This window comes from Mycolicibacterium llatzerense (assembly GCF_000878195.1).
GTDB lineage: Bacteria > Actinomycetota > Actinomycetes > Mycobacteriales > Mycobacteriaceae > Mycobacterium > Mycobacterium llatzerense.
This window is the reverse complement of the sequence record NZ_JXST01000011.1, coordinates 75,978-102,099: the sequence shown is the minus strand read 5'-3', so window position 1 is coordinate 102,099 and position 26,122 is coordinate 75,978. Positions and strand designations below refer to the sequence as shown.

Sequence of the window (26,122 nt, the reverse complement as noted above, 5' to 3'; positions counted from 1 at the left end):
CTCCTGTCAGACACCGAGTTGCGTCAGCAGCTCGGCGCGGTGTTCGTCGGTGCGTTGGTCCCGTACGCCAGGGGGCCGGCGGGGGTTGTCGATGTGCAGGGTGTGGGCCACTCGCCCGTACTCGAGAACGACGATGGTGTCGGCCAGCGCGATCGCCTCGTCCACGTCGTGCGTGACCAGCAGTACCCCGAAGTTGTGCTGGCGCCAGAGGTTCAGCAGGAGGCGGTGCATGGAGAGCCGGGTCAGCGCGTCGAGTGCGCCGAACGGCTCGTCGAGCAGCAGCAGTTGTGGCTCCGCCACCAGCGCGCGGGCCAGTGACACCCGTTGCGCCTGCCCACCCGACAGGGTCAGCGGCCACGACTCCGCCTTGTCGGCCAGGCCCACCTCGGTCAGGGCCTGGTCGGCTCGTGAAAGTGATTCGCCGCGAGACAATTTGGCCCGCGTCAGGCCGTAGCGCACGTTGTCACGAACGGACCGCCACGGGAACAGCCGCGGCTCCTGGAAGGCGACGGCCGGCGCGCCCTGCACCTCGCGCTGGCCCTGAAAATCACCGGCCAGGCCGGAAAGAACGCGCAGTATCGTCGATTTGCCCGAACCGCTGCGCCCGACCAGCGCGACGATCTCACCGCGTTTCACCTGGAGATCGACGTCATCGAGCACCCGATTGCCGCCGTACCACTTGGATACCGAGCGCAATACCGCCGCGGGCGGCTCGGACACTGCAGGCGTCTCCACGGGTACTTCGTAAAGTGCTGTCATGGTGTGCCTTTCAGACTCGATAGCGCAAGGCGCGGCGCTCCAGGATTCGCACCAGTGCGTCGGTGATGATGCCGAGCAGCGCGTATACGACGAGCCCGAAGATGATCACGTCGATGCGCAGGAAGTCGCGCGCGTTGTTGATGAGGTAGCCGACACCGGAGTCGGCGTTGATCTGTTCGGCGACGATGAGCGTGAGCCACGCGATGGCCAATGACTGCCGCAATCCGACCAGGACCTGGGGAGCGGCGCTCGGGATGACGACGGTCCGTAACCGCTGTAGCGGTGAAAAGCCGAGTACTGCAGCGGTTTCGAACAGCTTCGGGTCGACCTGGCGAATCGCCGAGGACGTATTGAGATAGAGCGGGAATGCCGCGCCCAACGCGACCATCAGCACCTTCGGTAGTTCGCCGATGCCGAACCAGAGGATGAACAGTGGGATCAAGCCGAGGTGGGGCAGCGCGCGGATCATCTGCATCGTCGGATCGACCGTGGCATCGGCCCACCTCGAGAAGCCCACGAGAGCGCCGAGGGCGGCGCCGATGACTCCACCGAGGAACAGGCCTTCGGCCGCGCGGATGCCGGAAATGCGCAGTGCTTCGGCGAGCTGGCCGTTTCCGATCAGCTCGATGCCGGCCTCGGCGATGGTCTGCGGCGCCGGCAGGATCGCGGGATCGATGAGGCCCCAGGCGCTGCCGGCCTGCCACAGGATGAGGATCGCCAGCGGCGACAGCCAGCGGAGGATTTCCCAGCGCCGTGCATGGACGCGGCCCCGCCAGGAAATCGCCTGCACCGCAGCAGGTTCGGTACCGGGGGCCACCTGCGCTACAGCGGCCACCGGGGCCTCGCGGGTGGTCATCACGCTCCTTACGTCGACGGCAGTTGGTCAGGCGGGTACGCCGTGACACCGAACGTAGGAGGCCGGCCGCGGGACGTGAAGATTTTGGGTCGCCCTGATTCCACGGGAACGTCGCGGAGGAGATTGTCGCGGTGTTGGCGTGAGTGATGCGATGGGTTGGTGTGCCTGCCAGCCGATGCTCTGCCGAATGTGTAGGTATCGGTCGATGTTTCACGAATCCACGTCCAAAAGCTGCACATTCGGCGTAGTGCCCGAAAGCGAAGGTCTAGACCTGACGCCTTACGGTCACTGCGTGTCGAGGTCCTTCACCTCTGGTCAGTTGACCAGGCCGGCCGGATCGACAGCCAAGACGATCACGCATGAATCTCGGACGAAAGCGCATTGATCGTCGCGGTTGGCGTGTTTATGTTTGACCTATGAAGACAGTGCTGATCACGGGTTGTTCGTCGGGCTACGGGCTGGAGATCGCGCGTCACTTCCACGCGCAGGGCTGGAACGTCGTCGCGACCATGAGAACCCCACGGCCCGAACTGCTGCCGGACTCGGACCGCATCCGGGTGCTGGCCCTCGACGTGACGGACTCGCAGAGCATCGCCGATGCGATCACGGCGGCCGGCCCGATCGATGTGCTGGTGAACAACGCGGGCGTCGGGGTGGTAGGCGCGTTCGAGGCCACGCCGATGGCGACGACTCGGGAGGTGTTCGAAACCAACACCTTTGGTGTCATTGCGATGACGCAGGCGGTTGTTCCGCAGTTCCGCGAGCGGCGATCTGGTGTCATCGTGAATGTGACCTCCAGTACGACGTTGGCGCCGATGCCGCTCGCCGCGGTGTACACCGCGAGCAAGGCGGCCATCGAGGGCTTCACCGGCTCGCTGGCGCTGGAGCTCGAATTCTTCGGTGTGGCAGCCAAACTCGTCGAACCGGGCTACGGGCCTGGCACCAATTTCACGGCTAACGGCGCTTCCCGGATGGACGGCTTGCTGCCGCCGGAGTACGAGGATTTCGCGGCACCGGTCATGTCCGCGTTCGGGGATATCGACGTGTTCACGACGGCGTCCGACGTCGCCGAGGTCGTCTACGCGGCCGCGACCGATACGTCGGGCCAACTCCGGTTCGCGGCGGGCCCGGATGCGCTGGCCCTGGTCGCTGCGCAGGCCCATTGAGTCTCGCGAGTACCGTGTCGAAATGGCAACGGACCCGCTTGATTTCACCATCGCCGTGTTGCAGCCACGCGCGGTTCGATCGAAGATCGTGGCGGGTGGCGGGCAATGGAGCATCCGCAAGCCTCGATACGCCGATCCGTCCTTCTCTCTGATCCTCGACGGGACGTGTTGGTTCATCCCGGAGGGCGGCGACGCCGTCGAGCTGCGTGCGGGTGACTTTCTGCTCCTGCCGGAGACGCCGAGTTTTGTACTGGCCAGCGATCCGGACCTGGCGCCGACGGACACGCCACTCGGCGCCGACGATGATGCGGCCTACGGCGATGGTGCGGCGACGATGCGAATGCTCGGCGGATACTTCCAATTCGACCGCGCGAACACCGCACTGATCGTGCAGCTGCTGCCGGCCGCGATCCTGATTCGCCGGGACGATCCAGGCGCCGCCAGGCTCGGTCGCATGGTGGAACTGATCGCCGAAGAGGCCGGCGAGCGAAACCGGTGCCGGGACCTCATCCTGGAGCGCCTGGTGGAGGTGCTGCTCATCGAGGCATGGCGATTCGAGACCGAACACGGTGCCGTGGAGCGGGGCTTGCTTGGGGGACTGGCAGATCCAGCGCTGGCCCGCGTCCTGCGCGCGATACACGCTGACCTGGCCGAGCAATGGACGGTCGAGAAACTCGCGCGCACCGCGGGGATGTCCCGGGCCGTCTTCGCCGAGCGGTTCTCCCGCACGGTCGGGATGCCGCCCATGCAGTACCTCACGGAGTGGCGGGTCGTGCGGGCCAAAGAACTGATGTTGGGCGGGAAGCCATCGCTGTCTGCCGTGGCAGGACAGGTCGGTTACGGCTCGGCGAGCGCCTTCAGTGCGGCTTTCACGCGGGTGGTGGGGTGTTCGCCGGCCGAGTTCGCTCGGCGGGCAAACCGCGATCGCGGCTAGCGCCGCACTTCATCGAAAAAGCTTCAGAGCCGGTACATTTCGCGCTCCATCGCGGCGTCACCGAGCAACCCGACCAGTGAGGGCGGGTAGTACTCATGTTGTCGTGGTCTTCGTGGGGCCCGGGTCCGGGACCACGAGGCTTCAGCAATGATTCGTGCGATCCAGCCCCGCAGCTGATGTCCGAGAGCTGGGACGTGTGCCTGTGTCATGTCATCGACGCTACGAACACCCGCGGCCGTAGGCATCGCGCCGCGGACTGATCTTTGTCTCCGCCTACGGTATGGCTCGGCATTCGATCAGGGACGGATGCCGCCGCCCGCGACTGGCCAGATATCACACGCAGCTGCTGAAAAAGCGTGCGCCAACTGGCCGCTCGGCGTTCGGTGCCTAACGCGCGGGACCGACGAAATCGTCGAGCGCCGAATCGATTTCGTGCGCGAGTCGCTGCGGGGCGTCGGCGTCTCCGGTGATCAGGTCGCGCAGTGCGCGGTGGAAGAGGCCATCGGCCGTCGCATAGACGATGGCAGGCGTCACGATGACAGAACTACCGGTCAGCCGCGCGTAGGCGGTGACCGCCTTCCAGGTGAGCGCGGCGAGGCTGTCGTCGATCTCGTTGATGCTCAAGGCGAAGCGATCGTCGAAGAGCGCTTGGGTGCGCAGGTCGTACCAGAGTCGGTGCATCACGGCCGACTCGCGCAGTGAGTTGCTCAGCGCGGTACTGATCCGGGTCTTGAGCTCCGGGCCGGAACCGCCGTCGATGACGATGGAGCTGTACCGGTCGATGAAGTGATCCTTATATTGCTGCACGCAGCACATGACCAGGTCGTCTTTGTCGTCGAAGTAGTAGTGCAGAACGCCGAGTGATATCGCGCAATGCTGAGCGAGCTCGCGCATGCTGGCCCGCGCGAAGAGCAATGATCAGAACCTGTGGATCCCGGGCGGGCGTGCCTTCCCGGAAGATGATCTGCAAGGAATCCGAATTCTGATCAAGACCAGCGTTGGCGCGCTGGCGGGAAGGCACGCCCGTGCTCACGGTAGTAGACAACAACGACGACTCCAACGAGACCCGCAATGCGGCCGGTGCGGGCCGGTCGTTGCTCGACCAGATCGTCCGCGACGGTGCCCGGCAGATGCTGGCCGCGGCGTTGCAGGCCGAGGTCGCCGACTATGTAGCCCGGTATGCCGGTGAGGTCGACGAACACGGCCACCGACTGGTGGTCCGCAACGGATACCACGCCGAACGTGAGGTCGTGACCTCGGCGGGTGCGGTGGCGGTGAAGGCGCCCCGCGTGAACGACAAGCGGATCGACCCCGATACCGGCGAGCGCAAGCGGTTCTCCTCGGCGATCCTGCCCGCCTGGGCTCGCAAGTCCGAGCAGGTATCGGAGGTGCTGCCGCTGCTGTACCTGCACGGCCTGTCAACCAGTGACTTCGGGCCGGCGCTCGAACAGTTCCTCGGCACCGGCGCCGGACTGTCCGCATCCTCGATCACCCGGCTCACGGCCCAGTGGCAGGACGAGGCGAAGGCCTTCGGCACCAGGGACCTCTCGCAGGTCGACTACGTGTACCTGTGGGTCGACGGCATCCACCTGAAAGTCCGGCTCGAGCAGGAAAAGCTCTGCCTGTTGGTGATGCTCGGGGTGCGGGCGGACGGCCGCAAGGAACTCGTCGCCCTGGCCGACGGCTACCGAGAGTCCACCGAGTCCTGGGCGGACCTGCTGCGGGATTGCCGCCGCCGCGGGATGCGCGCGCCGGCGCTCGCGGTCGGGGACGGAGCTTTGGGATTCTGGCGGGCACTGCGGGAGGTGTTCCCCGCCACCCGCGAACAACGCTGCTGGTTCCACAAACAAGCCAACGTTCTTGCTGCACTCCCGAAATCGGCGCATCCGGGTGCGTTGGCGGCGATGAAGGAGATCATCGGGGCCGAGGACATCGACAAGGCGCAGTTGGCGATCGCAGCGTTCGAACGTGACTACAGCGCGAAGTACCCGAAAGCGGTGAAGAAAATCGTCGATGACGCCGACGTGCTGCTCGAGTACTTCCGGTATCCCGCCGAGCACTGGGTGCATCTACGCACCACGAACCCGATCGAATCGACCTTCGCGACGGTTCGGCTTCGGACCAGGGTGACCAAGGGCCCGGGATCACGGGCGGCGGGCATGGCGATGGCCTACAAGCTGATCGAAGCAGCGCAGTCGCGGTGGCGGGCGGTCAACGCACCACACCTGGTGGCGTTGGTGCGGGCCGGCGCAGTGTTCCACCAGGGCAAGCTCCTCGAACGTCCGGTCGACATCACCCCGGAACCATCGCCCGACACCCCAGTGTCCGAGGTCGCCTGACGACCCTCGATCCACAGGATTTGACTATTTCTCCCGCGCGAAACCGAGCTCGGCAAGCCCACTGGTGGCCTGGGTGGCCAGCGCCTGACGGCGCGCAGCGAACTTTTGCCCGCGCGGACCCGTGAGTCGCCCAGCAACGCGGCTCGAAGGGGTATCCACAGGGCTCCAGTGGCAGATGAGGTGTCAGTGAACTGGCGGGAAATTCTAAGTCTATTCCTCTGAGCAGGCACTTCTGCACTCGGCGGCAAAGTTTGGACGATCGTCTTGAAATGCCCCCGAAGAGTGGCGCAGATCACTATCATGCTCCGCGGGTGCTCGATATTCAACGGAAATGGTGCCGATGAGCGAACGAGAAACTGCCGCGAGTTCCGCTGCGGACGACAGGTTGGCGTGGTTGCGGAAATCGGCGGCGGAGGGTCAATCGGGGGCAGTTGACTCGGCATGGAGCTGGATCGTCGAGCTGTCCACGTTGGCCGACAACGATGCGGACGCAGCCGAAGCGCAGCTCAACGACCTTTTCCGGTTGGGGACACCGCCGGTCGATCTGGACGGCCCGACGGAGGGCATCCTGGTCATGACGACAACGAACCCGGCTCTCGACACCGTGACCCGGGCTGTCACGGCCTTGTGGATGCCGTGGCAAGGCAAACGCTTCGACTCGGACAGTGGTACGGGAGACAACCGGCTGACCCGCAGCACTGGCCTGGTCGGCAAATTGTTGTGGCCGCTGTACTCGATGCGTGACGCCGAATCCGGCAAACTCGCTTTCGATTTCGCCACGTACGTCGAGGCCGGTAAGGACGACCCCGACCGCCAGGTGATGGTCATCGACTACGCCAACGTGGAATCCAACCCGCGCCTGGTGATCCGCAGCATTCGCGACGAACTGGTGGAGCTGGTACCCGGCGTCTACCTCGGCAAGATTCTGTTCAATACCGGCTCCGACCGGTACAGCAAGATTGGATATTTTGCGCTGCGCACGCCTCGCTGACGGACCTCAGATGATCCGACGACCACCGACAAACTTCGAAAGAGAAACGGCGACAACATGATTCCGTCCCAGTGGCACGAATACCCCTCTCTCCTGCTGCAGCTGAACGCGCTGGCGAAGACCCGCGATGAGCTGCGCGAGCACAACTTGTACGAGGCCTACGGCATGCGGCCGTCCGACGACTTGGGCCAGCCCAACGACGAGGTGCGCCGCGCTCGTCAGCCTGACGGCACCTGGAACGATCTCCAGGATCCGCATATGGGTGCCAAGGGCACCGGCTTCGGGCGCAACGTGCCGCTGTCGATGACCGTCACCGACGTCAAGCGACTCCTCAAGCCGGATCCGCGCGTCATCAGCCGCAAGCTCATGGCCCGCGACGACTTCAAGCCTGCCGGCATCATCAACGCCCTCGCCGCCGCATGGCTGCAGTTCGAGAACCACAACTGGTTCTTCCACGGCGACGGGGTGCCCGACAAGACCATCGACATCCCGCTGAGCGCCGACGACCAGTTCCCCGAGAACCCGATGAAGATCCGGTGCACCATTCCGCTGCGCGGCGAGATCGCGGATGGTTGTCCCGCACCGGTTTTCGCCAACGCGGAGACGCACTGGTGGGACGGCTCCCAGGTCTACGGCAGTGGCAAGGAACGCCAGTCGGAGGTCCGGACCTTCGCCGACGGCAAGGTCAAGGTTGACCCGAACGGCCGCCTGCCCGAGAGCGACATTCCGGGTATCGACCTGACCGGTATGAAAGAGAACTACTGGGTCGGCACCGGTTTGCTGCACACCATGTTCGCGCGTGAGCACAACGCCGTCTGCGACGCGCTGAAGAAGGCCTACCCGAGCTTCGATGACCAGCGCCTCTTCGAGATCGGGGTGCTCGTCGTCTCGGCGCTGATCGCCAAGATCCACACCGTGGAGTGGACACCGTGCGTGCTGCGCCACCCCGCGTTGCAGATCGGCATGAACGCGAACTGGTATGGCGCACTGGGGGAGACGTTCCAGGAGAAGTTCGGCCGGATCAGCGACAACGAGGCGATCTCGGGCATCCTCGGCTCACCGACCGATCACCACGCGGCGCCGTTCTCGCTGACCGAGGAGTTCGTCTCGGTCTACCGGATGCACCCGCTGATCCCGGACGACTGGAACTTCTTCTCGCTGGAGTCCGGTGAGCACCTGGTCAAGGCGGACTTCACCCAGCTGCAGGGCAGCTACACGCGTGACTTCATGGACAAAATCCAGATGGGCGACATGTGGTACTCGTTCGGCCTGGCCAGCGCCGGTGCCGTGTGCCTGCACAACTACCCGAACGCGCTGCGCAACCTCAAGCGCGTCGACGGGCAGGTCACCGACCTCGCGACCCTCGACATCGTGCGCGACCGCGAGCGAGGTGTGCCGCGCTACAACGACTTCCGTGAAGCATTGCGGATGCCGCGCCGCAAGACCATCGACGACATCACCCCGAACAAGCAGTGGGCGCGGGAGATCAACGAGGTCTACAACGGCGACGTCGACGCCGTCGACCTGCAGATCGGCATGCAGGCCGAGCAGCCGCCGAAGGGATTCGGCTTCTCGGACACCGCTTTCCGCATCTTCATCCTGATGGCGTCGCGCCGGCTCAAGAGCGACCGGTTCTTCACCAACGACTTCAAGCCCGAGGTGTACACGCAGGTCGGGTTCGACTGGGTGAACAACAACACGATGAAGGACGTCATGCTGCGGCACTACCCGGAGCTGGATCCGGTGATCGGCGACGTCGAGCGGGTGTTCGCGCCGTGGCCGAAGCTGGGTGCACCGGTGCCGGGGAAGAAGAACCCGGTGGTGCAGTTGGCCGACTCTGTCCGCGCCTACCTGCCCTGGGGCTGACGAACAATGGCCGAGGATTTCCCGCACGCATCCATCGTCGAAGGTGTTCGGTTCACCGCCCAGATCGGTGTGCCGAATGTCCTTCTGGGACTGTTCAACAAGCGAGAGTTGCCCACGCGCATCGCATCTGGGCTGAGTTCGGACTATCTGGGATACCAGCTGGTCGAAGGCATGGTGCGCAGTTACGGCCCCGGCCCGTTCTACGTCCGGGTCGTCGCCGACGAGGCGCTGCTGGTGCACCACCCTGATGATCTGGAGTTCGTGCTGGGCGGGTCGCCCGACCCGTTCGCCTCCGACCCTAAGCCCAAACGCGAGGGCATGGCGGCGTTCCAGCCGGATGCGCTGACCATCTCCCGCGGTCAGCCGTGGGAGGACCGCCGCCGGTTCGCCGAAGCAGTCCTGGACACCGGGCACCCGGTGCACCGACTGGCGCAGGCGTTCGTCGAGAAGGTCGCGCAGACGGTGGCGGGCCTCGAGCCCGGGGTGCTGAAGTGGTCGGACTGGAATGCCGCATTCCAGCGACTGACCCGGTGTGTGGTGTTCGGGGACAAGGCCGCCGACGACACCCGCCTCACCTCCCAGCTCAGCGAACTGATGTCGGCGGGCAACGGCATGCCCGGCGAGCCCGCGCCGGGATATCCGGAATTCCTGTCGCACATCGAGTCCTATCTGCAAAACCCGGAGCCAAACAGCCTGGCTGCGCTCATCGCGGAGACCACCCCGCCCGAGACCGCGAGTCCCGCGAGCCAGGTGATCCACTGGCTGTTCGCGATGGGGGACACCCTGGCGGCCAACGCTTTCCGTGCCCTCGCGGTGCTGTCCACCCACCCCGAGCAGCTGCGCGAGGTGCGGGCGGAACTGGAGTCGGCCGACATCGCGTCGGGGCAGGGCATCGCCTCGCTGAAGTACCTCGGCGGGTGCCTGCTCGACACCATGAGGCTGTGGCCGACGACGGGGTTGTTCGGCCGCGTCGCGACCCGGGACATCGAATTCCCCAGTGGTGCAGTGCTGCCCGAGGGGAAGCAGGTGCTCATCTACAACGTCTTCAACCACCGGAACCGGGACCGGATCCCGTACGCCGACCGGTTCTCACCGGGTGAGTGGGTCAGCGGGGATGCGGGGAGCGACTGGTCGTACAACTTCTTGAGTCACGGCCCGCAGGGCTGCCCGGGCGCGGGCTTGTCGGTGTTCCTCGGACAGGCCTTCCTGGCGCACGTGTTGAAGGGGACCACTCCGGTGCTGCGCGGGGCTACGCTGAACCCGCAGAAGTCACTGCCGCACAGTATCGATCTGTACGGCATCAGCATCGAACGCTAGATGGACCATTCGGTCGTCAACGCGACCGTGCCACGGAGGGGACCCTTGTGACGACGACCGCCGAACATCTCCGCTATGCCCTCGACGGGCGTTGGCGCGAGGTGAAAGACCGTATTCGGCAAGAGCTTTCGGTTGACCTGTTCAAGCCGCACTACACCCCGGACACCGCGGTGGCCCGAGCCAAGGTCACCGAGCAGATGAAGTACATGGCGTCGCGGGGCGCCGCCGAGGATGCCTTCGCCAAGGGCCACGGCGGCAACGGCGATGCGGGCGCGACCATCGCCCGCATCGAGATGCTCGCCATGAGCGACCTGTCGCTGATGGTCAAGGCCGGGGTGCAGTGGGGTCTGTTCGGCGGCGCGATCGACAATTTGGGCACGGAACGCCATCACGAGGCGTACGTGCGCAAGGCCATCGATCTGGATCTGGTCGGCTGTTTCGGAATGACGGAGACCGGGCACGGCAGTGACGTGCAGTCCCTGGAGACCACCGCGACGTACGATCCGGCCACTCGGGAATTCGTCATCGATTCCCCGACTCCCACCGCGCGCAAGGATTACATCGGCGGTGCCGCCGAATCTGCCCAGGTGTCAGCGGTTTTCGCGCAGCTGATCACCGGTGGCGAGAGCCAGGGCGTGCATTGCTTCATGGTGCCGCTGCGTGATGAGTACGGCAACGACCTGCCCGGTATCCGGACCTCGGACTGTCACTACAAGGGCGGGCTGCCCGGGGTCGACAACGGCCGCATCCAGTTCGATCATGTGCGGATCCCGCGGGAGAACCTGCTCAACCGCTACGGCGACGTCGCCGAGGACGGGACGTACACCTCGCCGATCGACAACCCGAACCGGCGGTTCTTCACCATGCTCGGCACGTTGATCCGCGGCCGGGTGACGGTGGGCGGGAGCGCCGCGGCCGCCGCCCGCGTCGCACTGGACATCGCCACCCGGTATGCGTTGCAGCGCAGGCAGTTCGAGGCGCCGAAGACCGACGACGAAGTCCTCATCATGGACTACCTCGTGCACCAGCGTCGACTGCTGCCGTTGATCGCGAAGTCGTACGCGCTGCAGTTCGCGCAGAACGAGTTGGTGTCGGACCTGCATGATCTGCAGGATGTCGAAGAACCCGACGGCGAGGTGCAGCGCGAACTCGAGGCACGGGCCGCGGGTCTCAAGGCGGCGGCGACGTGGCACGCCACCCACGCCATCCAGGAATGCCGCGAAGCGTGCGGCGGCGCAGGCTATCTGGCGGAGAACCGGCTCATCGCGCTCAAGGCCGACACCGATGTGTTCACCACCTTCGAAGGTGACAACCACGTCTTGACCCAGTTGGTGGCCAAACACCTGCTCACCGAGTACGCCGACGACATCAAGGGCATGAGCCCGTTCGAGTGGGTGAAGTTCGCCACCAGCACGGCCCGCGAGCGCGTGCGCCGGAGCACCGGCACCGAGACCATCCTGCAGAGCCTGCTCGACACCCGGCAGGACAACGAGGAAGCGGGCAGCCTCTTCAACCGGGGCACCCAGGCGAAGATGATGGAAGACCGGGCCGACTATCTGCTGTCGACGGTGGCCCGCCGATTGCAGGCCAATTCCAAAGAGATGAGCGCGTTCGAGGCGTTCAACTCCGTGCAGGACCATGTGTTGCACGCGGCGTCGGCGCACATCGACCGCATCGTGTTCGAGTCCTTCGCCGCCGGCATCGACGCGTGCCCCGATCCTGAGGCCCGCGAGATTTTCGGCCTCGTCTGCGATCTGTACGCGCTGTCGGTGATCGATGCTGACAAGGCGTGGTACATCGAGCACCGCTTCCTGTCCATGGACCGGGCGAAGGCTGTCACCGCAGGGATCAATGACCGCTGCCGCAAGCTGCGGCCCTACGCCGAAGTGCTGGTCGACGGTTTCGGGATTCCCGAGCAGTTGCGCTACGCCGAGATGCTGCATCCGGAGCGGATTCCGGACATCTAGCCGACCGTCAGAAAATTCGTTCCGAAAAAGTGCGGGAATGGCGGCTGATCATCGCTCCTAGGTAGTGAACGGGGCCTACAGAGGCACCGATCAGCTAAGGAGAACGCCATGACCACCAAGCTCGTCCCCTCGGTACGGCGCCGGTCAGCCGCCGCAGCTGCCCTGGTCGCTGCCGGTGCCATCGCCGGTGCGCTCGGTTCCGCCGGTCCGGCCACGGCCGCCGTCAACCGCTATCTCGCCATCGCTTTCTCACCTGCGACCGGGCAGTGGGGTTACACCCAGAGCCTGTTGGACGCCAACCAGGCCAAGTACGACGCCGTGGGCTACTGCCTCAACAAGGGTGGTACCGACTGCCGGATCGTGGTGTGGGGAGACAACGAGTGCGCCGCGCTCGCGACGAGTCCCAACCCGTTCAACCACAGCCTCATGTGGGGCACCGGCGTGGCTCAGACGCAGCAAGAGGCTGAGACGAAAGCCCGGTTGTCGACATCGTTCGGTGCCACCGTCGTCCTGTCGTTCTGCTCGCTGGGTACCCAGCACTGACCGAGCGGCAGCGCACAAACTTGGTCGGGTGACGGTAGCTTCGTCCCAACAGCTTCTGATGGGGAAGGAACCGCCATGGATCTCAAGAAGAGGGCGGCGCTTTTCGCTGCGGCAGGTGTGGCGGCGGGCATCCTTGTCGCCCCGGCCGCGCAGGCCGACATCTGCGACCCGTCAGCCACCGTCTGCCAGGGCAGCGAAGTCGGCGGTGCAACTTCGGTGCCGGCCGCGTCGCCGTCGGTCATCGCGGACAACGACGAGTTCCCGTTCGGCGACGACGAGTGGTACCTCTATCCCGGCGCGGGCGTGATCAACCACTGGGGTGGCGGCGGTGGCGGGCACCGCTAGATCGAGCGCAGCTCTCCGTCGACATGTTTCGTCGGGAGCCGTCAGGCTTTCCTTGACGTCAAGGAAAGCGAAAGCTGACGACCTCAGATCGGGAGTGATGAGGGAGCGCCGACCCGCCGGCCGAGCTCATCCAGCGTCGTCGGTGCTCGCGACCTTCTTGGCCAGGGCGGCGAGTTTGTCGTCCAACACAAGTGCCGCCGCCAGCAGCGGCGGGTTTTCCTCGACCACCATCAGCGTCGACGGCTTGACGTAGGTCAGGGCGCTCCGGTTGTCGTCCTCTTTCGTCAGAAGAACCTCCACAGGAGCGAACAGCCCGGCTGTGAGGTCGTGACGAATCATGGTGATGGCGATGAGCGGATTGCCGAGTATGACGCGGAGGGCCTTGCGTTCTACGCCGGCTGCTGGGAGCCAGGAACCGTGGTCGATCAGGTGCATCAACATGAAACCGCTCGGCCCGGCCTGGCGCTGGACGTCTGCCGCGAACGCGTTCCAGTCGCGATCTGCCAACGCCTGGAGATCCGTTATCTGCGCGGGCCCGGTACCGATATCGGCCAGCAAGTCGGCACTCAGTTCGTCGAACGTCTTGTCACTGTCGAACCGCACCCGGACCCCGCTGAAGGGGAGCTCGTGAGCCTCACTTGTCGCCATACACACATACTCCGACTGTCGGAGGCGCGCAGGAAGGCCGAGATGATCCTGGTGTTCGCGGGGTCAGGATGCGGGTCACCTTGCAGGCGAGTAGGCGTGGCAAGTCGCCACATCGATCACTCGCACACCAACTTTGGCCCCCGATTGGCGCTTATTGACCAACTCGAACTATTTTCCTTGAGGTGATCTCCTCAGCTGTTGGCGTTGTTGCCCGCTGGACTGCTCCTTTCCTCGCTGTTGCCGCCGTCACGAGCGTGGGCCTGTCCGTCGATCCGGCTCCGCGCGCCGACGCCCCGGCGATCCGGCTGGTCGATGGCGGCAACCCGCTGGCCGGCCGGCCCTTCTACGCGGACCCGATCTCGAAGGCCAAGCTTGCCGCGGACCACGCCGACCCGCCCAGCGCCGAGCTCACCGCCATCGCAAATACGCCGCAGGCCTACTGGCTGGATCAGGCGTTCCCCGCCTCCACGGTCGGCGGCACCGTCGCCGGGCTCACCGGTGCCGCGAACGCCGCGGGCGCCACGCCGGTGCTCGTTCTGTACGGCATCCCGCACCGCGACTGTGGCAGCTACGCCGCGGGCGGCTTCGGATCGGCCGACAGCTACCGGGGCTGGATCGACAGCGTCGCGGCTGGCCTGGGTGGCTCGCCCGCGGCGATCATCGTCGAACCCGACGCCCTCGCCATGGCCGATTGCCTGTCCGCGGGTCAGCGTCAGGAGCGTTTCGACCTGATCCGCTACGCGGTCGACACCCTGACCCGCGACCCGGCCGCGGCGGTCTACATCGACGCCGGACACTCGCGCTGGGTCAGCGCCGAGACGATGGCCTCGCGGCTCAACGACGTCGGTGTCGCGAAGGCGCGTGGTTTCAGCCTCAACACGACGAACTACTTCACCACCGGTGAGGAAATCGGCTACGGCGAGGCGATCTCCGGACTGACCAACGGCGCGCACTACGTCATCGACACCTCGCGCAACGGCGCCGGGCCGGCCGAGGGCGACCCGATGTACTGGTGCAACCCCGATGGCCGTGCACTGGGTGCCGCGCCGACCACCGATACCGCCGGCGCACACGCCGACGCGTACCTGTGGGTCAAGCGGGTCGGAGAGTCCGACGGGTCGTGCGGCCGTGGGGAGCCCGGCGCGGGCACCTTCGTGCGGTCGTACGCCATCGACCTGGCTCGCAACGCGGCGCACTGATTCCGCGCGCCGGGACCGCGGTTTCGGCGAAAGGGCGATACCTTGCGGTCATGCATGGGTGTGGCCCTGACTGCGCCGACAGCGTCGACGCGATCTCCCGGCGGACCGCGATTACCGCCTCGGTGTCCGCACTGCTCGGCGGCGCCGCACTGGCGACGTCGGCGGGCAGTTCAGCCGAGCCGCGGGGTAGTGAGCTGCCGCAGAACGCACTGATCACGCTCGGGGTGCAGGCGGGTCCGCCGCCTGTGCCCAACCGGACGGGTATCTCGTCGGCGCTCAAGATCGGTGACGACGTCTATCAAATCGACTGTGGCTTGGGCTCTTTGAACGCATTCACCAATGCGGGCCTGAGGTTCGACCAGCTGCGCAGCCTCTTCATCACGCACCTGCACACCGATCACATCGTCGACTACTACAGCTTCTTCCTGTCCGGCGGCTACACCGCCTCGCCGGGCAAGGGCGCGGTGACGGTGTACGGGCCCGGCCCGGCCGGTGGTCTGCCGCCCAGCGAGGTCGGCAACCCCAACCCACCGACCGTCGAGCCGGCCAGCCCCACGCCGGGGATCGCGGCCATGACCGACGCGTTGCACCGGGCTTTCGCCTACACCAGCAACATCTTCATCCGGGACATGGGCACCGACGACATCCAAAGCTTGGTCAACGTGAACGAAGTCGTCGTGCCGCCCGGGTCGGACTACCGGAACAGGTCGCCGCGCACCGACCCATTCCCGGTGATGGTGGACGACAACGTGCGGGTCACCGCGACCCTGGTGAGCCACTACGACGTGTACCCGGCCTTCGCCTTCCGGTTCGAACTGGTGAAATCTGGTGTGTCGGTGACCTTCTCGGGCGACACGACCAAGTCCGACAATCTGATCGCGCTGGCGCAGGGCACCGACATCCTGGTGCATGAGGCGCAGTTCAGCCTGGCCGACGGCGGTAACAACAGCAGGTTCCCACCGGGATATCTGGTCCGTTCGCACACCTCCGCCGAGCAGGTCGGTGAAGTCGCGGCAGCCGCGGGCGCCAAGCATGTTGTGTTGAGCCACTATTCGCCCACCGACCTGCCCGACTCGAAGTGGCGAGACGCGATCGGCAGCCGTTACCAGGGCAAGATCACCGTCGCGCGCGACGGCCAAGTGTTCGCTCTCTGACCTATCCTCGGCCTATGCATCTGATCGCGCTGGAAGAGCACTACGCCTGGAATCCGGTGAGCGACGGCAACGTGGTCGCGACGTGGCTGGAGTCCAACAACCGAACCGGCTTTGACCGGCTCTACGATCGCGGGCCGCTCCGGCTGGAGCAGATGGACACCGCCGGCATCGACTTCCAGATCCTGTCGCTGTTCGACCCGGGCGTGCAGGAATACGACGACGCCGCGCTCGCAGTCGACTACGCGCGCCGCGCCAACGACGATCTTGCCGAGACCGTGCGCCAGTACCCCAACCGGTTCGGAGGCTTCGCCACGCTCGCCACCCAGGATCCCGAGGCGGCGGTGGCCGAATTACAAAGGGCCGTCGTCGATCTCGGACTGGTGGGCGCCCTCATCAACGGCCACACCCACGGCCGCTACCTGGACGACCCCGCCTATGAGCCGCTGTTCGCCGCCGCTGAGACGCTCGGTGTCCCGCTCTATCTGCATCCGACCACCCCGCACCCGGCGGTGATGGATGCCTGGTTCGCGCCGTACGTCGACCAGGGTCTGCACTTGGCGTCGTGGGGGTTCGCCGTCGAAGCGGGCACGCACGCGCTGCGGCTGATCTACTCGGGGCTGTTCGACCGCCACCCGAACCTGCAGATGATCCTCGGTCATCTCGGAGAGATGTTGCCGTTCACGGCTTTTCGTACCGATCGCTACTACGGGCTGGGCGGCTCGGGCGGCCACTTGGAGAAGCTGCCGTCGGAGTACCTGCGGAACAACTTCTACTTCACCACGAGCGGCAACTTCTCGCCGCCGGCCATGGCATGCACGTTGTCGGTCATGGGCGCCGACCGCGTCATGTTCTCGGTGGATTATCCGATGGACGACAATGTCGATGGGGCGAACTTCCTGGCGTCGTATCCGATGGACGAGCCGGACCGGCGTAAGGTGGGCTACGAGAATGCGTTGCGGCTCTTCGGAGATCGCATCCCGGCAATCGGCGGCTAGAGCGCGCGGCCCAGCCGGCTCAGGTTGAGCGACTTGCCCACCTGGTTGAGTTGGCTGATGGCCTCTTCGATCCGCCGCCGCGGCACCTCGACCCGCCACTGCGGCATCCGGCCGGTCAGCTGCAAGGTTTCCGGACTGAAGCTGACGGACGTCGGTGTGAGTTCGCGGGGCAGCTTCGGCAGCTGAATCCGGTAGGCAGGCAAGCGGTTCGGCAGGTGCCACCGGGCTTTGCGCAGCGCGACCATTTTCGGTTTGATCAACAGCGTCGACCCGTCGATGGTCGCGTCGACCTCGAGGTGACCGATGTCAGGCATTCTGGCCCAACGGATTTGAGCGACCCCATCGGTGTCGATCTGGCCGAGCAGCCCCGGCGCGGCACGACCCAGCAGCGACGACGCCTTGTCGATCATCTTGTCGAGCGCCGTGGTGGAAATTTCGATGGTCAGGTCGAGCGGTGCCGCAACCAGCACCGGCGTGTTGCTGGGTTTGATGTGCACGTTGTGCAGGACGGCAGTGGTCTTGTCGAATTGCCATCCGTTCCAAACGATCTCGGACGCCGAGATGGAGACGTCGCCCAGTTGTCCGACCGACAGACTGCGCATGTCGAGATAGGCGTCGATCGCGGTGACCGTCAGCGTCATCTCGCCGGACTTGAGCTTGACGGTCATCTGGCGGCCGACGACCTGTTTGCGCAACGTGTCGAACAGACTCTTGTAGGCCCCGGCCGGCCCGCTGGTGAGCGCGCTGCCAGCGGTCGATGACAAGAACGACGACAGTGCGTCCAGCGGCTTGAACGCATCCCAGTTGGGGAGCGAGTCCCAGGACGGGAACGGTCCGGAGTTTGCCATGATCAATCATCGCTACTGCGTCAACCGTCGGGACGCGGTGTGTGCCGCTGACCGGGATACCGGACTAGGCGGTGCCCGGCGACTCCCGGAAGCGATGGCCCAGAATTCCGCGAGCTATTGACCCATCACGTACTTGACGGTGGGGCCCGTGGTCCAGCCGCCGTCGACCGCGATCTCGGCGCCGGTGACGTACGAGGCGGCGCGGGAGAGCAGGTAGGTCACGGCGCCGGCGATCTCGTCAGCCTCGCCGACGCGACCCATCGGGGTGTTGGGGTAGTTGCCCTCGCCCTGCAAGATGCCGACTTGCGCGGTCATCGGCGTGTAGGTCATGCCGGGATGCACCGAGTTGACCCGGATCCGGTCGGTGCCCAGTTCGACGGCGGCGATCTTGCTGAGGCCACGCACCGCCCACTTGGAGGCGCCGTAGCCGGCGGTCAGGGCCAGGCCCATCAGGCCGGCGGCCGACGAGATGTTGACGATGGAACCGCCGCCGGCAGCACGCATCGGCGCGATGACGGCCTGGATGCCGTTGAAGACGCCGACCAGGTTGACGTCGAGCACGGTGCGGAAGTGATCCAGCGGCTCGTGCTCGATGAACTGGCCGGTGGAGATGCCCGCGTTGTTGACCAGACCGGTGATCTTGCCGAACTCGGCGACCGACAGTGCGACGGCGGTGTCCCACTGGGCGCGGTCGGTGACGTCGAGGTGCGCGTACCGGGCCGCGTCCCCGAGTTCGGTCGCCAGCTGCTTGCCCTCGTCGTCGAGAACGTCAGCGATGACGACCTTGCCGCCGCCGGCCACGATGTGCCGAGCCATCGACGCGCCGAGACCGCGTGAGCCACCGGTGACGATCGCCACCACGTCCGACAAGCTATCCGAATCTGCCATCGCAGCAACTTCCTTTCGATGTCGTCAGGGCGCGGATCGCTGTCGCGTCCGCCCTCGTGTGCAGGCAATCACATCTATTCGGCGCTGCCGGAAGAACTCCCACCCGGTGGGACTGCGGCGTCTGCTTTTTGCTTGGCGGCCGGAGCGTCCGTCTTCGGTGCGGGCGCCACCCAGCCGGATGCGGCGAGCAGCCGGTCGAGTTCGGCCTTGGCGCCATCGAGGATCTCCCAAGGGTCCTCGACGAGGTCCGGATCAGCCTGAATACCGACGTCGACGTTGCCGTCGTAGCTGAAGACGGTGACGTTGATGCCCATGCCGACGGTGAGTGGACCGACGGGCACGATGTGCTCGATCTTGGCGCCGGCCATGTACAGCTGGAGCTGCGGCCCGGGCACGTTCGAGACGATGAGGTTGCTGGCCAGCGGCAGCTTGTCCTCGAGCTTGGCGGCGCGGAAGCCCTTGAACACCAGGTTCAGCATGCGTCGCTGGGGTCCAGAATCATCAACCCCAGCGTGTGCTGAGGCCATTCGGTGCCCTCCATGGACAAGAACATGGCATCCATGCCGGACAAGCGCTTCACCGAAAACTCCCCTCGCGATACCACGGACGTGTGGCGGCAATAACGTATCGACACGGGCGGGCTTTACAATTGCTACTTCCCAGTCAGCGAGATTGAAACTCGCCGCCTATCAGCGGTTCTCCACTATTCAGCGGGTCGCTGCCAAGTGAACCGAGTTGGTTGTTGCACTTTTTCTGCAATTGTCGGAACGACGTAGAACTATCGCATTCGTGTGGAAAACGTCAGCTTTATGTCTGCTCGCGAGAAATATCATGAATGCGCTTTCGCGGGGGTGATGCCCTGCTCGAACTGGAATGTATTTTCCGGATCGTACTTGGCCTTGATGGCACGCAGCCGGTCGACATTTGCTCCCCAATACGCATGCTCCCAGTCGGGCATCCCGGCGTTGGGGACATTGGTGTAGGCGCCGGTTGTGAAGGGCTGCAAGGCTTCTCCGAACTTGGCGATCCAGGTCAGGCAGGTCGCCGTCAGTGGGTCAACGGATGCGGGAATGTCGCCGCGAACGCCCCACCCCGCGCCGGGTTCGGCGTAGAAGAGGGCGTTGCGGTGAGCGTAGGCCGCGCCGCCGCGTGGCTCGCTGATAGTGACTGCGCCACCCAGCGCATTGGTGAAGTAGTTGCAGGTGGAGGTGGGCGCAGCCGCCATGTAGGTGCCGATGACCTGCACGGCCTCGGGCGGAAAAGGCTGAGAGATGAACTGTGACAAGAACTTCCAATTCGCGGCTTCGTCTTCGGCGGGTATCTGAAAACCGGCGTACGTGCCGGCCCAATCCGCGGCCGTCGCCTCGACGCGGGGTGTGCCCACAGACAGGATCGGCGCCAGGATCTGCAGCGCCTCGGTCTCCGAACCGGACACGAGGACGCCGATCATCGAAATCTGGTCACGCAGGATCTCCAATTGAGTGGTGAGGCGATGATCCAGGAATGGTGCGCAGTGTTGCCATGCCTGGAAAACCGCCGGCAGGTCGTCGAGTCCGGACCACTTGGCGACGATGTAAATGGTCTGTGCCAGTGGATGAATCGCGTAGGTCAGTGACGTCACGATGCCGAAATTGCCGTTGCCGGCGCCCCGGAGGGCCCACAACAGATCCGGGTTGGAGTTCAGGTCCGCGGTAACCGACTCGGCGCCGCCGGTACCTGAGGCGACGACGACCTCGGCGGCGACCAGGTTGTCGCACGCCATCCCGAAGGCCCGGGTAAGTAGCCCGAAGCCGCCGCCGAGCGTCGCGCCGACCAGCCCGACGGTGCCCTCGGTTCCGGTCGCGGTGGCGAAGCCGGCCTCGCCCAGTGCGGCGACCGTCTCGGACTGATTGAGACCGGCGCCGACCGTGGCGGTCCTGGCCGCGGCGTCGACGGTCACCGACTTGATCTCGCTGACGTCGATCACCAGACCGTCGTCGACGGTGGACCAACCTTCGAGGCAGTGCCGTCCGCTGCGCGCGCGGACCGGCATACCGTGGTGGCGTGCCCACGCCAAAGCGTTGACGACATCTGTTGTTTCCCTGGCAAATACGATGGCCGCGGGCCGGTTGGTGTAGAGCAGATTGTATCCGGCGCACGCTGTGGCGTATTCGGCGTCATCCGCGCACACCACCCGTCCGGTGAGCGTCCCCGGTCGGGACGACAACGGGATCATCGGTCGGCCGCTGCCACGGCGAATTCGTCGATACCGGGCTCGGTGTCGAGCACCTCGCGATTGAAGACCAACATCTTGACGAAGTATCCGAGGCCGACGGCGATGAGGCCGAGCACGATGAAGCTGGGTACCCGCGCGGATTCGGGTGTCACGAGAACGAAGAGTGCGAAGACCACCCAGATCAGTGCGACGGCGGCGACGGGCAGTTCGAAGCGGCCCAGCCCAAACCCACCTTCCTTGTGCTCCAGACGTTTCCGGACGGCGAGGTACAGCACGACGATGGCTCCGTAGATCAGCGCCGGCAGGATCGTCGACGCAATGATCAGCTGGATGAGCGCCCCGCCGCGCAAGGTCACCATCAGCACCACCCCGACGATCAGAATCAGCAAGGTCGCGGGAACCGGTGTCTGGGTGCGTGGATTGACCCGACGCATCAGCGCGTGGGCGGGGAAGCGGTCGTCACGTGCCATCGCGAAAACCTGCCTCGAACACGCCGCCATCACCACCATGCCGGCACCGAACATGGCAAAGGCAATGCCTGCCAACAGGATTCGTTCGGTGAAGGATCCGAGCTGCTCGCGGACGATCATGGCCACCGGCGCACCACTGTGGCTCACCGCGCCGACGTCCTTGATCGCGATGGTCAGGGCGATGAGGAACACCAGACCGGCCACACCCGCCGCAATGACCGACGCCACGATGGCGCGCGGCACGCTCCGGAACGGATCCTTGGCCTCCTCGGCCAGGTTCGCGGCCGAGTCGAAACCGACAAGCGTGGTGAGCCCCATGACCATGCCGGCCATCAACCCGCCGCCGACCGCGAAGTAGTCGGGGGAAGACGACGCGATTCCACGGCTGGTCAGGTTGTCGACATTGCTGTCGCCGGTGATGGCCATGACGATCCCCAGCGCGACCACGATCAGCACGATGATGGCGAGTTCCAGTCCCACCGCGCCGGAGGTGATCAGGCCGAGCAGGCGAGTGGAGGCGATGACCAGGATCGTCTGCGCGATCAACACCGCCACCGTGATCACTCGTGCGGTGTCTTCGTTGGCGGACATGCCGAGTAGCGGCATGACGGCCTGGCTGGCCAACGCGTTGTCCACGGCCACCACCGCTATCGCGAGGTACCAGAACGACAGCCAGCCGAACAACCAGCCGACTTTTGGATTGGCCAACCGCGACGCCCACTGATACGACGATCCGCTGAGCGCGATGCGGGCGGCGAACTGTGCGACCACGAGGGCCACCAGAGTCTGTCCGACGGCGACCAGCACCCACAGCCAGATGCCCACTGGGCCCGAAGTACTGAGGAGGTCGTCGTAGGTGCCGAATATGCCGACCGCCACCGACTTGAAGGCGAACGAGACCGCGAAGACCTGAAAGCCGCCGAGGGTCCGTTTCAGCTCTGGTGTGTATCCGCAGTCGACACATTCTTCGTCGGCTGCGGTCTGGACCGCTACTCGCTCGGTTGTCATGGGTTGCCCCTTCCGTGGCGCCGGCCGTAATTGTCGTCCTCGTCAACCTTGGATGTCGGGAAACCGCAGATGTCGGCAGGTATTGCCGGTCGCCGGTGGCGCGCGTCCCGCTGGCCGGCATCTCGATCGTCGTCACATTCCGTGACATCGGGTAGCCAATCCGTGACGAATCTTTGACCGAAATATTGACGCGCCGTACGGATTTCGGCGTTCGTCGGCCCATACCATGACGGAGTTCAACCATGCGGCCAGCGCACGAAGGGGTCGGATAGATGCGGGTGTTTGTACACGGTGTCCTTGCCGTGGTCGTGGTCGCCACGACCACCACTGGCGGCGCGCTCGGTATCGAGACGGCAGGCATTCGACTGCCACTGGGCTCGATCATCGAGTCGACGCAGCCGACGCAGGGCGTTCCGGTGGGCGTCGCACACCCGATCGTGGTGACGTTCAAGCGGCCGATCACCAACCGTGCGGCCGCCGAGCTGGCGCTGGACGTGACATCGACACCCGCGATGACGGGCAAGTTTGAATGGCTGGATAACAAAGTGGTGCAATGGGTTCCAGACGGTTTCTGGCCCGCGCACAGCACGATCAAGTTGACGGTCGGCGGTCAGCCGATGGCGTTGACGACGGGCCCGGCGGTCATCGGGACGGCTCACGTCGCCGATCACACCTTCACCGTCACGATCGACGGTCAGACTCCGCCGGACATGCCGGCGCCGCACCATCTTCCGCATCTCGGCGAGTCGGGCGTGCTGTTGGCGACCATGGGTCGGCCGGAGTACGAGACACCGCCTGGCAAGTACACCGTCTTGGCGAAAGACCGCAATGTACTTATGGATTCGAGCAGCGTTGGCATTCCCGTCGATCATCCGGACGGGTACATGACGGAGGTCGAGTTCGCGGTACGGATCAGCCAACGCGGGCTGTTCGTGCATTCGGCGCCCTGGGCCGTCGAGTCGATGGGCTTCGAGAACGTCAGCCACGGTTGTATTGGTTTGGCGCCCGCGGGAGCCGAGTGGTACTTCAACACCGTCAACGTCGGCGATCCCGTCATCATCGAGCCATAGCCTGCGCCGCAGGACAATTCGCACTCTCGCGCCGCGTTGACCCTGAGGCCACGGCGGTCGTCGCTCGCACAAGTGCGCCCTGAGTACAGGGTCACTGGGTGTGGGCTGCCGCCGTCGGTTGACCCTGAGGCCACGGCGGTCGTCACTCGCACAAGTTCGCCCTCAGTACAGGGTCAACGTGGGGTGACTGTTGACCTTGAGTCCACGGTGCTCGTCACTCGCACAAGTTCACCCTGAATACAGGGTCAACCCCCACAACGCACGAAGCACCCGAGCCGCGAGGGCTCGGGTGCTTCGGTGAAAGCGGTTGTGCAGCTAGATGGTTCAGTTCTGCGGGCCCGGCTGGGTCGGCAGGTTCGGGGTCGGGCCGCCGGCGTCGACGGGACGTAGGGTGCGGGCTTCCTTGCCGTCGGCGATGCCGCCCATGTCCATCGGGATCGCGGCGGGAGCCGCGGCGATCGGGATCGGGGCGCCGAGCGGCAAGCCGGCGGGGATGGGCGGCACGACCGGAGGCACGCCTACCGGGACCGGCGGGACCACCGCAGGAACCGGCGGGACCGCGGCCGGGACCACCGGAGCGGCGGCCAGGGGGCCGATGATGCCCGACGATTCGACGGCGGGGGCGGCGCAGGGCGCGGCAGCTGCTGCCGCGGCGGGTGCCCCGGCTGCAGGCGCTGCGGCGCCCGTGTCGCACGCGTATCCGCCAGTCTTGAGTGGGACTGCCGCTGCAGTCGGGCTCACGGCCACGGCGGCAGCGCACACACCGGCGCTGGCAACTACTTTCACAGCGATTCGACCAAAGCTGATCATCACCGGCGTCTCCTTGAACGTGCCCTTAAATTACCAGCGCCGAAAATTTGCGCAGCTGAACCGTAGGGCACCGCGGGAGGCCGGTTCAAGACATGTTCTCAATCGGATGCGCGCTCGACATGGGACTGAGCTGCGACCGTGACCGCACCGTTTCAATCGCCTCAAAGTCCTCACAGAAAGGTCTCAGAGGGTAACGGGTTGGTACTGGAACCCGTTGTGGCGCCAGCAAACTCGGCGCCATGCCGAGTGAGGAAGTTACCGGGCGTCGGAGCTGTCGGCCAAGAGCCTGGTCAACTCGTCGTCGGCACGTCGCTCGACGAGGAGCGGTACGAAGTCCCGAATCGTGCTGCCGGCGAACTGCTCGCGCGCGCCGTCGATGACGGTAGTCACGCGAGCCGGAGGCAGGTCCGCAAACTTGGCCGTCAGGCGGCTCTCAATTTCGTTGAATACCTGTTCTTCAGTCTTGGCGGACACGCCGTCGATCCTTCTCGGCGGCGTTGACAGCTGTCAACGCAGATGGGGTGACGTGTAGGCGAACTAACAACTACGGGTGACGTGTGAGCCGCAGGAAATGTCGACGGTGCTCCTACGGTTGTGAAGGGCGGCGGGCCGTTGGGTCCCGCCCTTCACCTGACGAGAGGCTCGCCCATGTCCGGCATCCCGGAGTCCCGACCACCCTTCCCGCCGTTCGACGAAATGTCGGCGCTGACGAAGGTGCAAGCGGCCGAGGATGCGTGGAATACCCGCAATCCCGAGCTGGTGGCCACCGCGTACACACCGGACTCGGTATGGCGTAACCGCGACACGTTCGTGACGGGCCGCGCGGCCATCGTGGAGTTCCTGACGGCCAAGTGGGAACGTGAACTCGACTACGTGCTCCGCAAGAGCCTGTGGGGTTTCCGGGGGAACCGCATGGCGGTCCGCTTTCAATACGAATGGCACGACCACGACGGGCAGTGGTGGCGCAGCTACGGCAATGAGCTGTGGGAGTTCGACGACAACGGGCTCATGCGGCGCCGGGAGGCCAGCATCAACGATCTGCAGATCACCGAAGCGGAGCGACGGTGGTTCGGCGTGCGGCCGGAGTCGGAACGCGGTCCGGGGCACGACATTCCGCTGCAATAGCTATCGCTGTCGCAGCGCTCCGATGCCCTCGTCCAGGGCGGCCTCCAGATAGGTGAGGTCGCCGGTCGCGAGCATGATCCCGACGCCGCCCTGGATGCCGGCCAGCAGCGCGGCCGCCGCGCGCTCGGGGTCGACGGTGCCGGCGATCCTCTCCTGTTGCTGCATTGCGGTGATGCCGGCGGCGATGGCGCCCCGCCATGAGTCGATAAGTTCGGTGGTGACGGCCTGCGCGCCGCTACTGGTGCGTCCGATCTCGGACATCAGCACGGCGATCGGGCAGTTCTGGCCCTGTCGGCGGTACCGCTCGACCACGATGTCCCGCCAGCGTTGCCAGGCGGCCCACGAGGTGAGGGAGCTGAGGTGGGGCTGCTGGTCGTCGAGTACCCGCTGCGATTCGAGGGTTGCGACGGCGAGCAGCAGCTGGTCTTTGCCGTGCGGAAAGTAATGGAAAATCTGGCTTTTCGAGGTTCGGGTACGTGCCATCACGTCTTCGATGGTGGTCTGCGCGACGCCGCGTTCCCGGATTTCGGCTGCGGCGCCGTCGACGATCCGGGCGCGGGTGGCCTGCCCCTTGGCCGTCAGTTTCTGGACTTGCAGGTCCATTTTGTC

The 26,122-nt window shown here is 65.4% G+C and carries 26 protein-coding genes; 14 read left to right on the top strand and 12 right to left on the bottom strand.

The window, feature by feature from the left end:
* Positions 1 to 6: 6 nt before the first annotated feature.
* Positions 7 to 759, bottom strand: coding sequence for an ABC transporter ATP-binding protein (locus TL10_RS10045; protein WP_043985533.1), 753 nt, complete (start codon positions 757 to 759; stop codon positions 7 to 9).
* A 10-nt stretch (positions 760 to 769) separates the two neighbouring features.
* Positions 770 to 1,615, bottom strand: a complete 846-nt coding sequence (locus TL10_RS10040; RefSeq protein ID WP_043985532.1) for an ABC transporter permease — start codon at positions 1,613 to 1,615, stop codon at positions 770 to 772.
* A gap of 416 nt (positions 1,616 to 2,031) precedes the next feature.
* On the opposite strand from TL10_RS10040, the gene TL10_RS10035 reads away from it, so the two are divergent.
* The gene (locus tag TL10_RS10035; RefSeq protein ID WP_043391705.1) at positions 2,032 to 2,781 is read left to right on the top strand and encodes an SDR family oxidoreductase; all 750 of its coding nucleotides are present in this window, start codon (positions 2,032 to 2,034) and stop codon (positions 2,779 to 2,781) included.
* A gap of 22 nt (positions 2,782 to 2,803) precedes the next feature.
* Positions 2,804 to 3,715 (top strand): AraC family transcriptional regulator, encoded by a 912-nt coding sequence (locus tag TL10_RS10030; protein ID WP_043985577.1) that lies wholly within the window; start codon positions 2,804 to 2,806, stop codon positions 3,713 to 3,715.
* Between the two features lie 387 nt (positions 3,716 to 4,102).
* Here TL10_RS10030 and TL10_RS10025 read toward each other — a convergent pair whose 3' ends face one another.
* Positions 4,103 to 4,630, bottom strand: coding sequence for a TetR family transcriptional regulator (locus TL10_RS10025; protein ID WP_157850366.1), 528 nt, complete (start codon positions 4,628 to 4,630; stop codon positions 4,103 to 4,105).
* 110 nt (positions 4,631 to 4,740) lie between these two features.
* On the opposite strand from TL10_RS10025, the gene TL10_RS10020 reads away from it, so the two are divergent.
* The 7 genes from TL10_RS10020 (at position 4,741) to TL10_RS09990 (ending at position 13,083) form a co-directional block, all read left to right on the top strand.
* The gene (locus TL10_RS10020) at positions 4,741 to 6,054 is read left to right on the top strand and encodes an IS256 family transposase (RefSeq protein WP_019344575.1); all 1,314 of its coding nucleotides are present in this window, start codon (positions 4,741 to 4,743) and stop codon (positions 6,052 to 6,054) included.
* 340 nt (positions 6,055 to 6,394) lie between these two features.
* The gene (locus TL10_RS10015; RefSeq protein ID WP_234711417.1) at positions 6,395 to 7,045 is read left to right on the top strand and encodes a hypothetical protein; all 651 of its coding nucleotides are present in this window, start codon (positions 6,395 to 6,397) and stop codon (positions 7,043 to 7,045) included.
* Between the two features lie 57 nt (positions 7,046 to 7,102).
* The gene (locus TL10_RS10010) at positions 7,103 to 8,911 is read left to right on the top strand and encodes a peroxidase family protein (protein ID WP_043985529.1); all 1,809 of its coding nucleotides are present in this window, start codon (positions 7,103 to 7,105) and stop codon (positions 8,909 to 8,911) included.
* A 6-nt stretch (positions 8,912 to 8,917) separates the two neighbouring features.
* Complete coding sequence (locus TL10_RS10005; RefSeq protein ID WP_043985528.1) at positions 8,918 to 10,228, top strand: cytochrome P450; 1,311 nt, start codon at positions 8,918 to 8,920, stop codon at positions 10,226 to 10,228.
* A gap of 47 nt (positions 10,229 to 10,275) precedes the next feature.
* Entirely contained in the window at positions 10,276 to 12,195 is a 1,920-nt protein-coding gene (locus tag TL10_RS10000) for an acyl-CoA dehydrogenase family protein (RefSeq protein WP_043391714.1), read from the top strand.
* A 108-nt stretch (positions 12,196 to 12,303) separates the two neighbouring features.
* Positions 12,304 to 12,738, top strand: a complete 435-nt coding sequence (locus tag TL10_RS29530; protein ID WP_051954577.1) for a DUF4189 domain-containing protein — start codon at positions 12,304 to 12,306, stop codon at positions 12,736 to 12,738.
* A 75-nt stretch (positions 12,739 to 12,813) separates the two neighbouring features.
* Positions 12,814 to 13,083, top strand: a complete 270-nt coding sequence (locus TL10_RS09990) for a hypothetical protein (RefSeq protein ID WP_043985527.1) — start codon at positions 12,814 to 12,816, stop codon at positions 13,081 to 13,083.
* A gap of 126 nt (positions 13,084 to 13,209) precedes the next feature.
* On the opposite strand, the gene TL10_RS09985 is transcribed toward TL10_RS09990, so the two are convergent.
* A complete protein-coding gene (locus TL10_RS09985) occupies positions 13,210 to 13,731 on the bottom strand; it encodes a DUF302 domain-containing protein (protein WP_043391719.1) in 522 nt (173 codons plus the stop codon).
* Between the two features lie 170 nt (positions 13,732 to 13,901).
* On the opposite strand from TL10_RS09985, the gene TL10_RS09980 reads away from it, so the two are divergent.
* From TL10_RS09980 to TL10_RS09970, 3 genes are read left to right on the top strand one after another with little or no spacing between them, the layout of a single operon-like run.
* On the top strand, positions 13,902 to 14,930 hold the full coding sequence (locus tag TL10_RS09980) for a glycoside hydrolase family 6 protein (protein ID WP_231575502.1): 1,029 nt from the start codon (positions 13,902 to 13,904) through the stop codon (positions 14,928 to 14,930).
* Positions 14,931 to 14,980: 50 nt separating this feature from the next.
* Positions 14,981 to 16,084, top strand: a complete 1,104-nt coding sequence (locus tag TL10_RS09975; RefSeq protein ID WP_043985526.1) for an MBL fold metallo-hydrolase — start codon at positions 14,981 to 14,983, stop codon at positions 16,082 to 16,084.
* 14 nt (positions 16,085 to 16,098) lie between these two features.
* Positions 16,099 to 17,079 carry an amidohydrolase family protein gene (locus tag TL10_RS09970; protein ID WP_043391723.1) on the top strand — a complete coding sequence of 327 codons (981 nt, stop codon included), beginning with the start codon at positions 16,099 to 16,101 and terminating at the stop codon, positions 17,077 to 17,079.
* On the opposite strand, the gene TL10_RS09965 is transcribed toward TL10_RS09970, so the two are convergent.
* From TL10_RS09965 to TL10_RS09945, 5 genes are all read right to left on the bottom strand, one after another.
* Positions 17,076 to 17,927, bottom strand: coding sequence for a hypothetical protein (locus TL10_RS09965; RefSeq protein ID WP_043985525.1), 852 nt, complete (start codon positions 17,925 to 17,927; stop codon positions 17,076 to 17,078). The two genes, TL10_RS09970 and TL10_RS09965, sit on opposite strands and share 4 nt — an antisense overlap.
* 114 nt (positions 17,928 to 18,041) lie before the next feature.
* Entirely contained in the window at positions 18,042 to 18,815 is a 774-nt protein-coding gene (locus TL10_RS09960) for a glucose 1-dehydrogenase (protein WP_043391728.1), read from the bottom strand.
* A gap of 74 nt (positions 18,816 to 18,889) precedes the next feature.
* A complete protein-coding gene (locus TL10_RS09955) occupies positions 18,890 to 19,342 on the bottom strand; it encodes a WS/DGAT domain-containing protein (RefSeq protein WP_192830206.1) in 453 nt (150 codons plus the stop codon).
* A gap of 302 nt (positions 19,343 to 19,644) precedes the next feature.
* Positions 19,645 to 21,030 carry an FAD-binding oxidoreductase gene (locus TL10_RS09950; protein WP_043391734.1) on the bottom strand — a complete coding sequence of 462 codons (1,386 nt, stop codon included), beginning with the start codon at positions 21,028 to 21,030 and terminating at the stop codon, positions 19,645 to 19,647.
* The gene (locus TL10_RS09945) at positions 21,027 to 22,508 is read right to left on the bottom strand and encodes an APC family permease (RefSeq protein WP_043985523.1); all 1,482 of its coding nucleotides are present in this window, start codon (positions 22,506 to 22,508) and stop codon (positions 21,027 to 21,029) included. The genes TL10_RS09950 and TL10_RS09945 overlap by 4 nt, the downstream gene beginning before the upstream one ends.
* A 272-nt stretch (positions 22,509 to 22,780) precedes the next feature.
* Here TL10_RS09945 and TL10_RS09940 point away from each other — a divergent pair, with 272 nt between their 5' ends.
* Positions 22,781 to 23,578, top strand: coding sequence for a L,D-transpeptidase (locus tag TL10_RS09940; RefSeq protein WP_043391739.1), 798 nt, complete (start codon positions 22,781 to 22,783; stop codon positions 23,576 to 23,578).
* A gap of 324 nt (positions 23,579 to 23,902) precedes the next feature.
* On the opposite strand, the gene TL10_RS09935 is transcribed toward TL10_RS09940, so the two are convergent.
* Positions 23,903 to 24,325: a hypothetical protein gene (locus tag TL10_RS09935; protein ID WP_423136062.1), complete on the bottom strand. Its 423-nt coding sequence runs from the start codon at positions 24,323 to 24,325 to the stop codon at positions 23,903 to 23,905.
* Between the two features lie 318 nt (positions 24,326 to 24,643).
* The gene (locus tag TL10_RS09930; protein ID WP_043391743.1) at positions 24,644 to 24,862 is read right to left on the bottom strand and encodes a three-helix bundle dimerization domain-containing protein; all 219 of its coding nucleotides are present in this window, start codon (positions 24,860 to 24,862) and stop codon (positions 24,644 to 24,646) included.
* A gap of 183 nt (positions 24,863 to 25,045) precedes the next feature.
* Between TL10_RS09930 and TL10_RS09925 the strand changes: the two genes are divergently transcribed.
* Positions 25,046 to 25,513, top strand: coding sequence for a DUF1348 family protein (locus TL10_RS09925; protein WP_192830207.1), 468 nt, complete (start codon positions 25,046 to 25,048; stop codon positions 25,511 to 25,513).
* Here TL10_RS09925 and TL10_RS09920 read toward each other — a convergent pair whose 3' ends face one another.
* On the bottom strand, positions 25,514 to 26,116 hold the full coding sequence (locus TL10_RS09920; protein ID WP_043985521.1) for a TetR/AcrR family transcriptional regulator: 603 nt from the start codon (positions 26,114 to 26,116) through the stop codon (positions 25,514 to 25,516).
* Positions 26,117 to 26,122 lie beyond the last annotated feature (6 nt).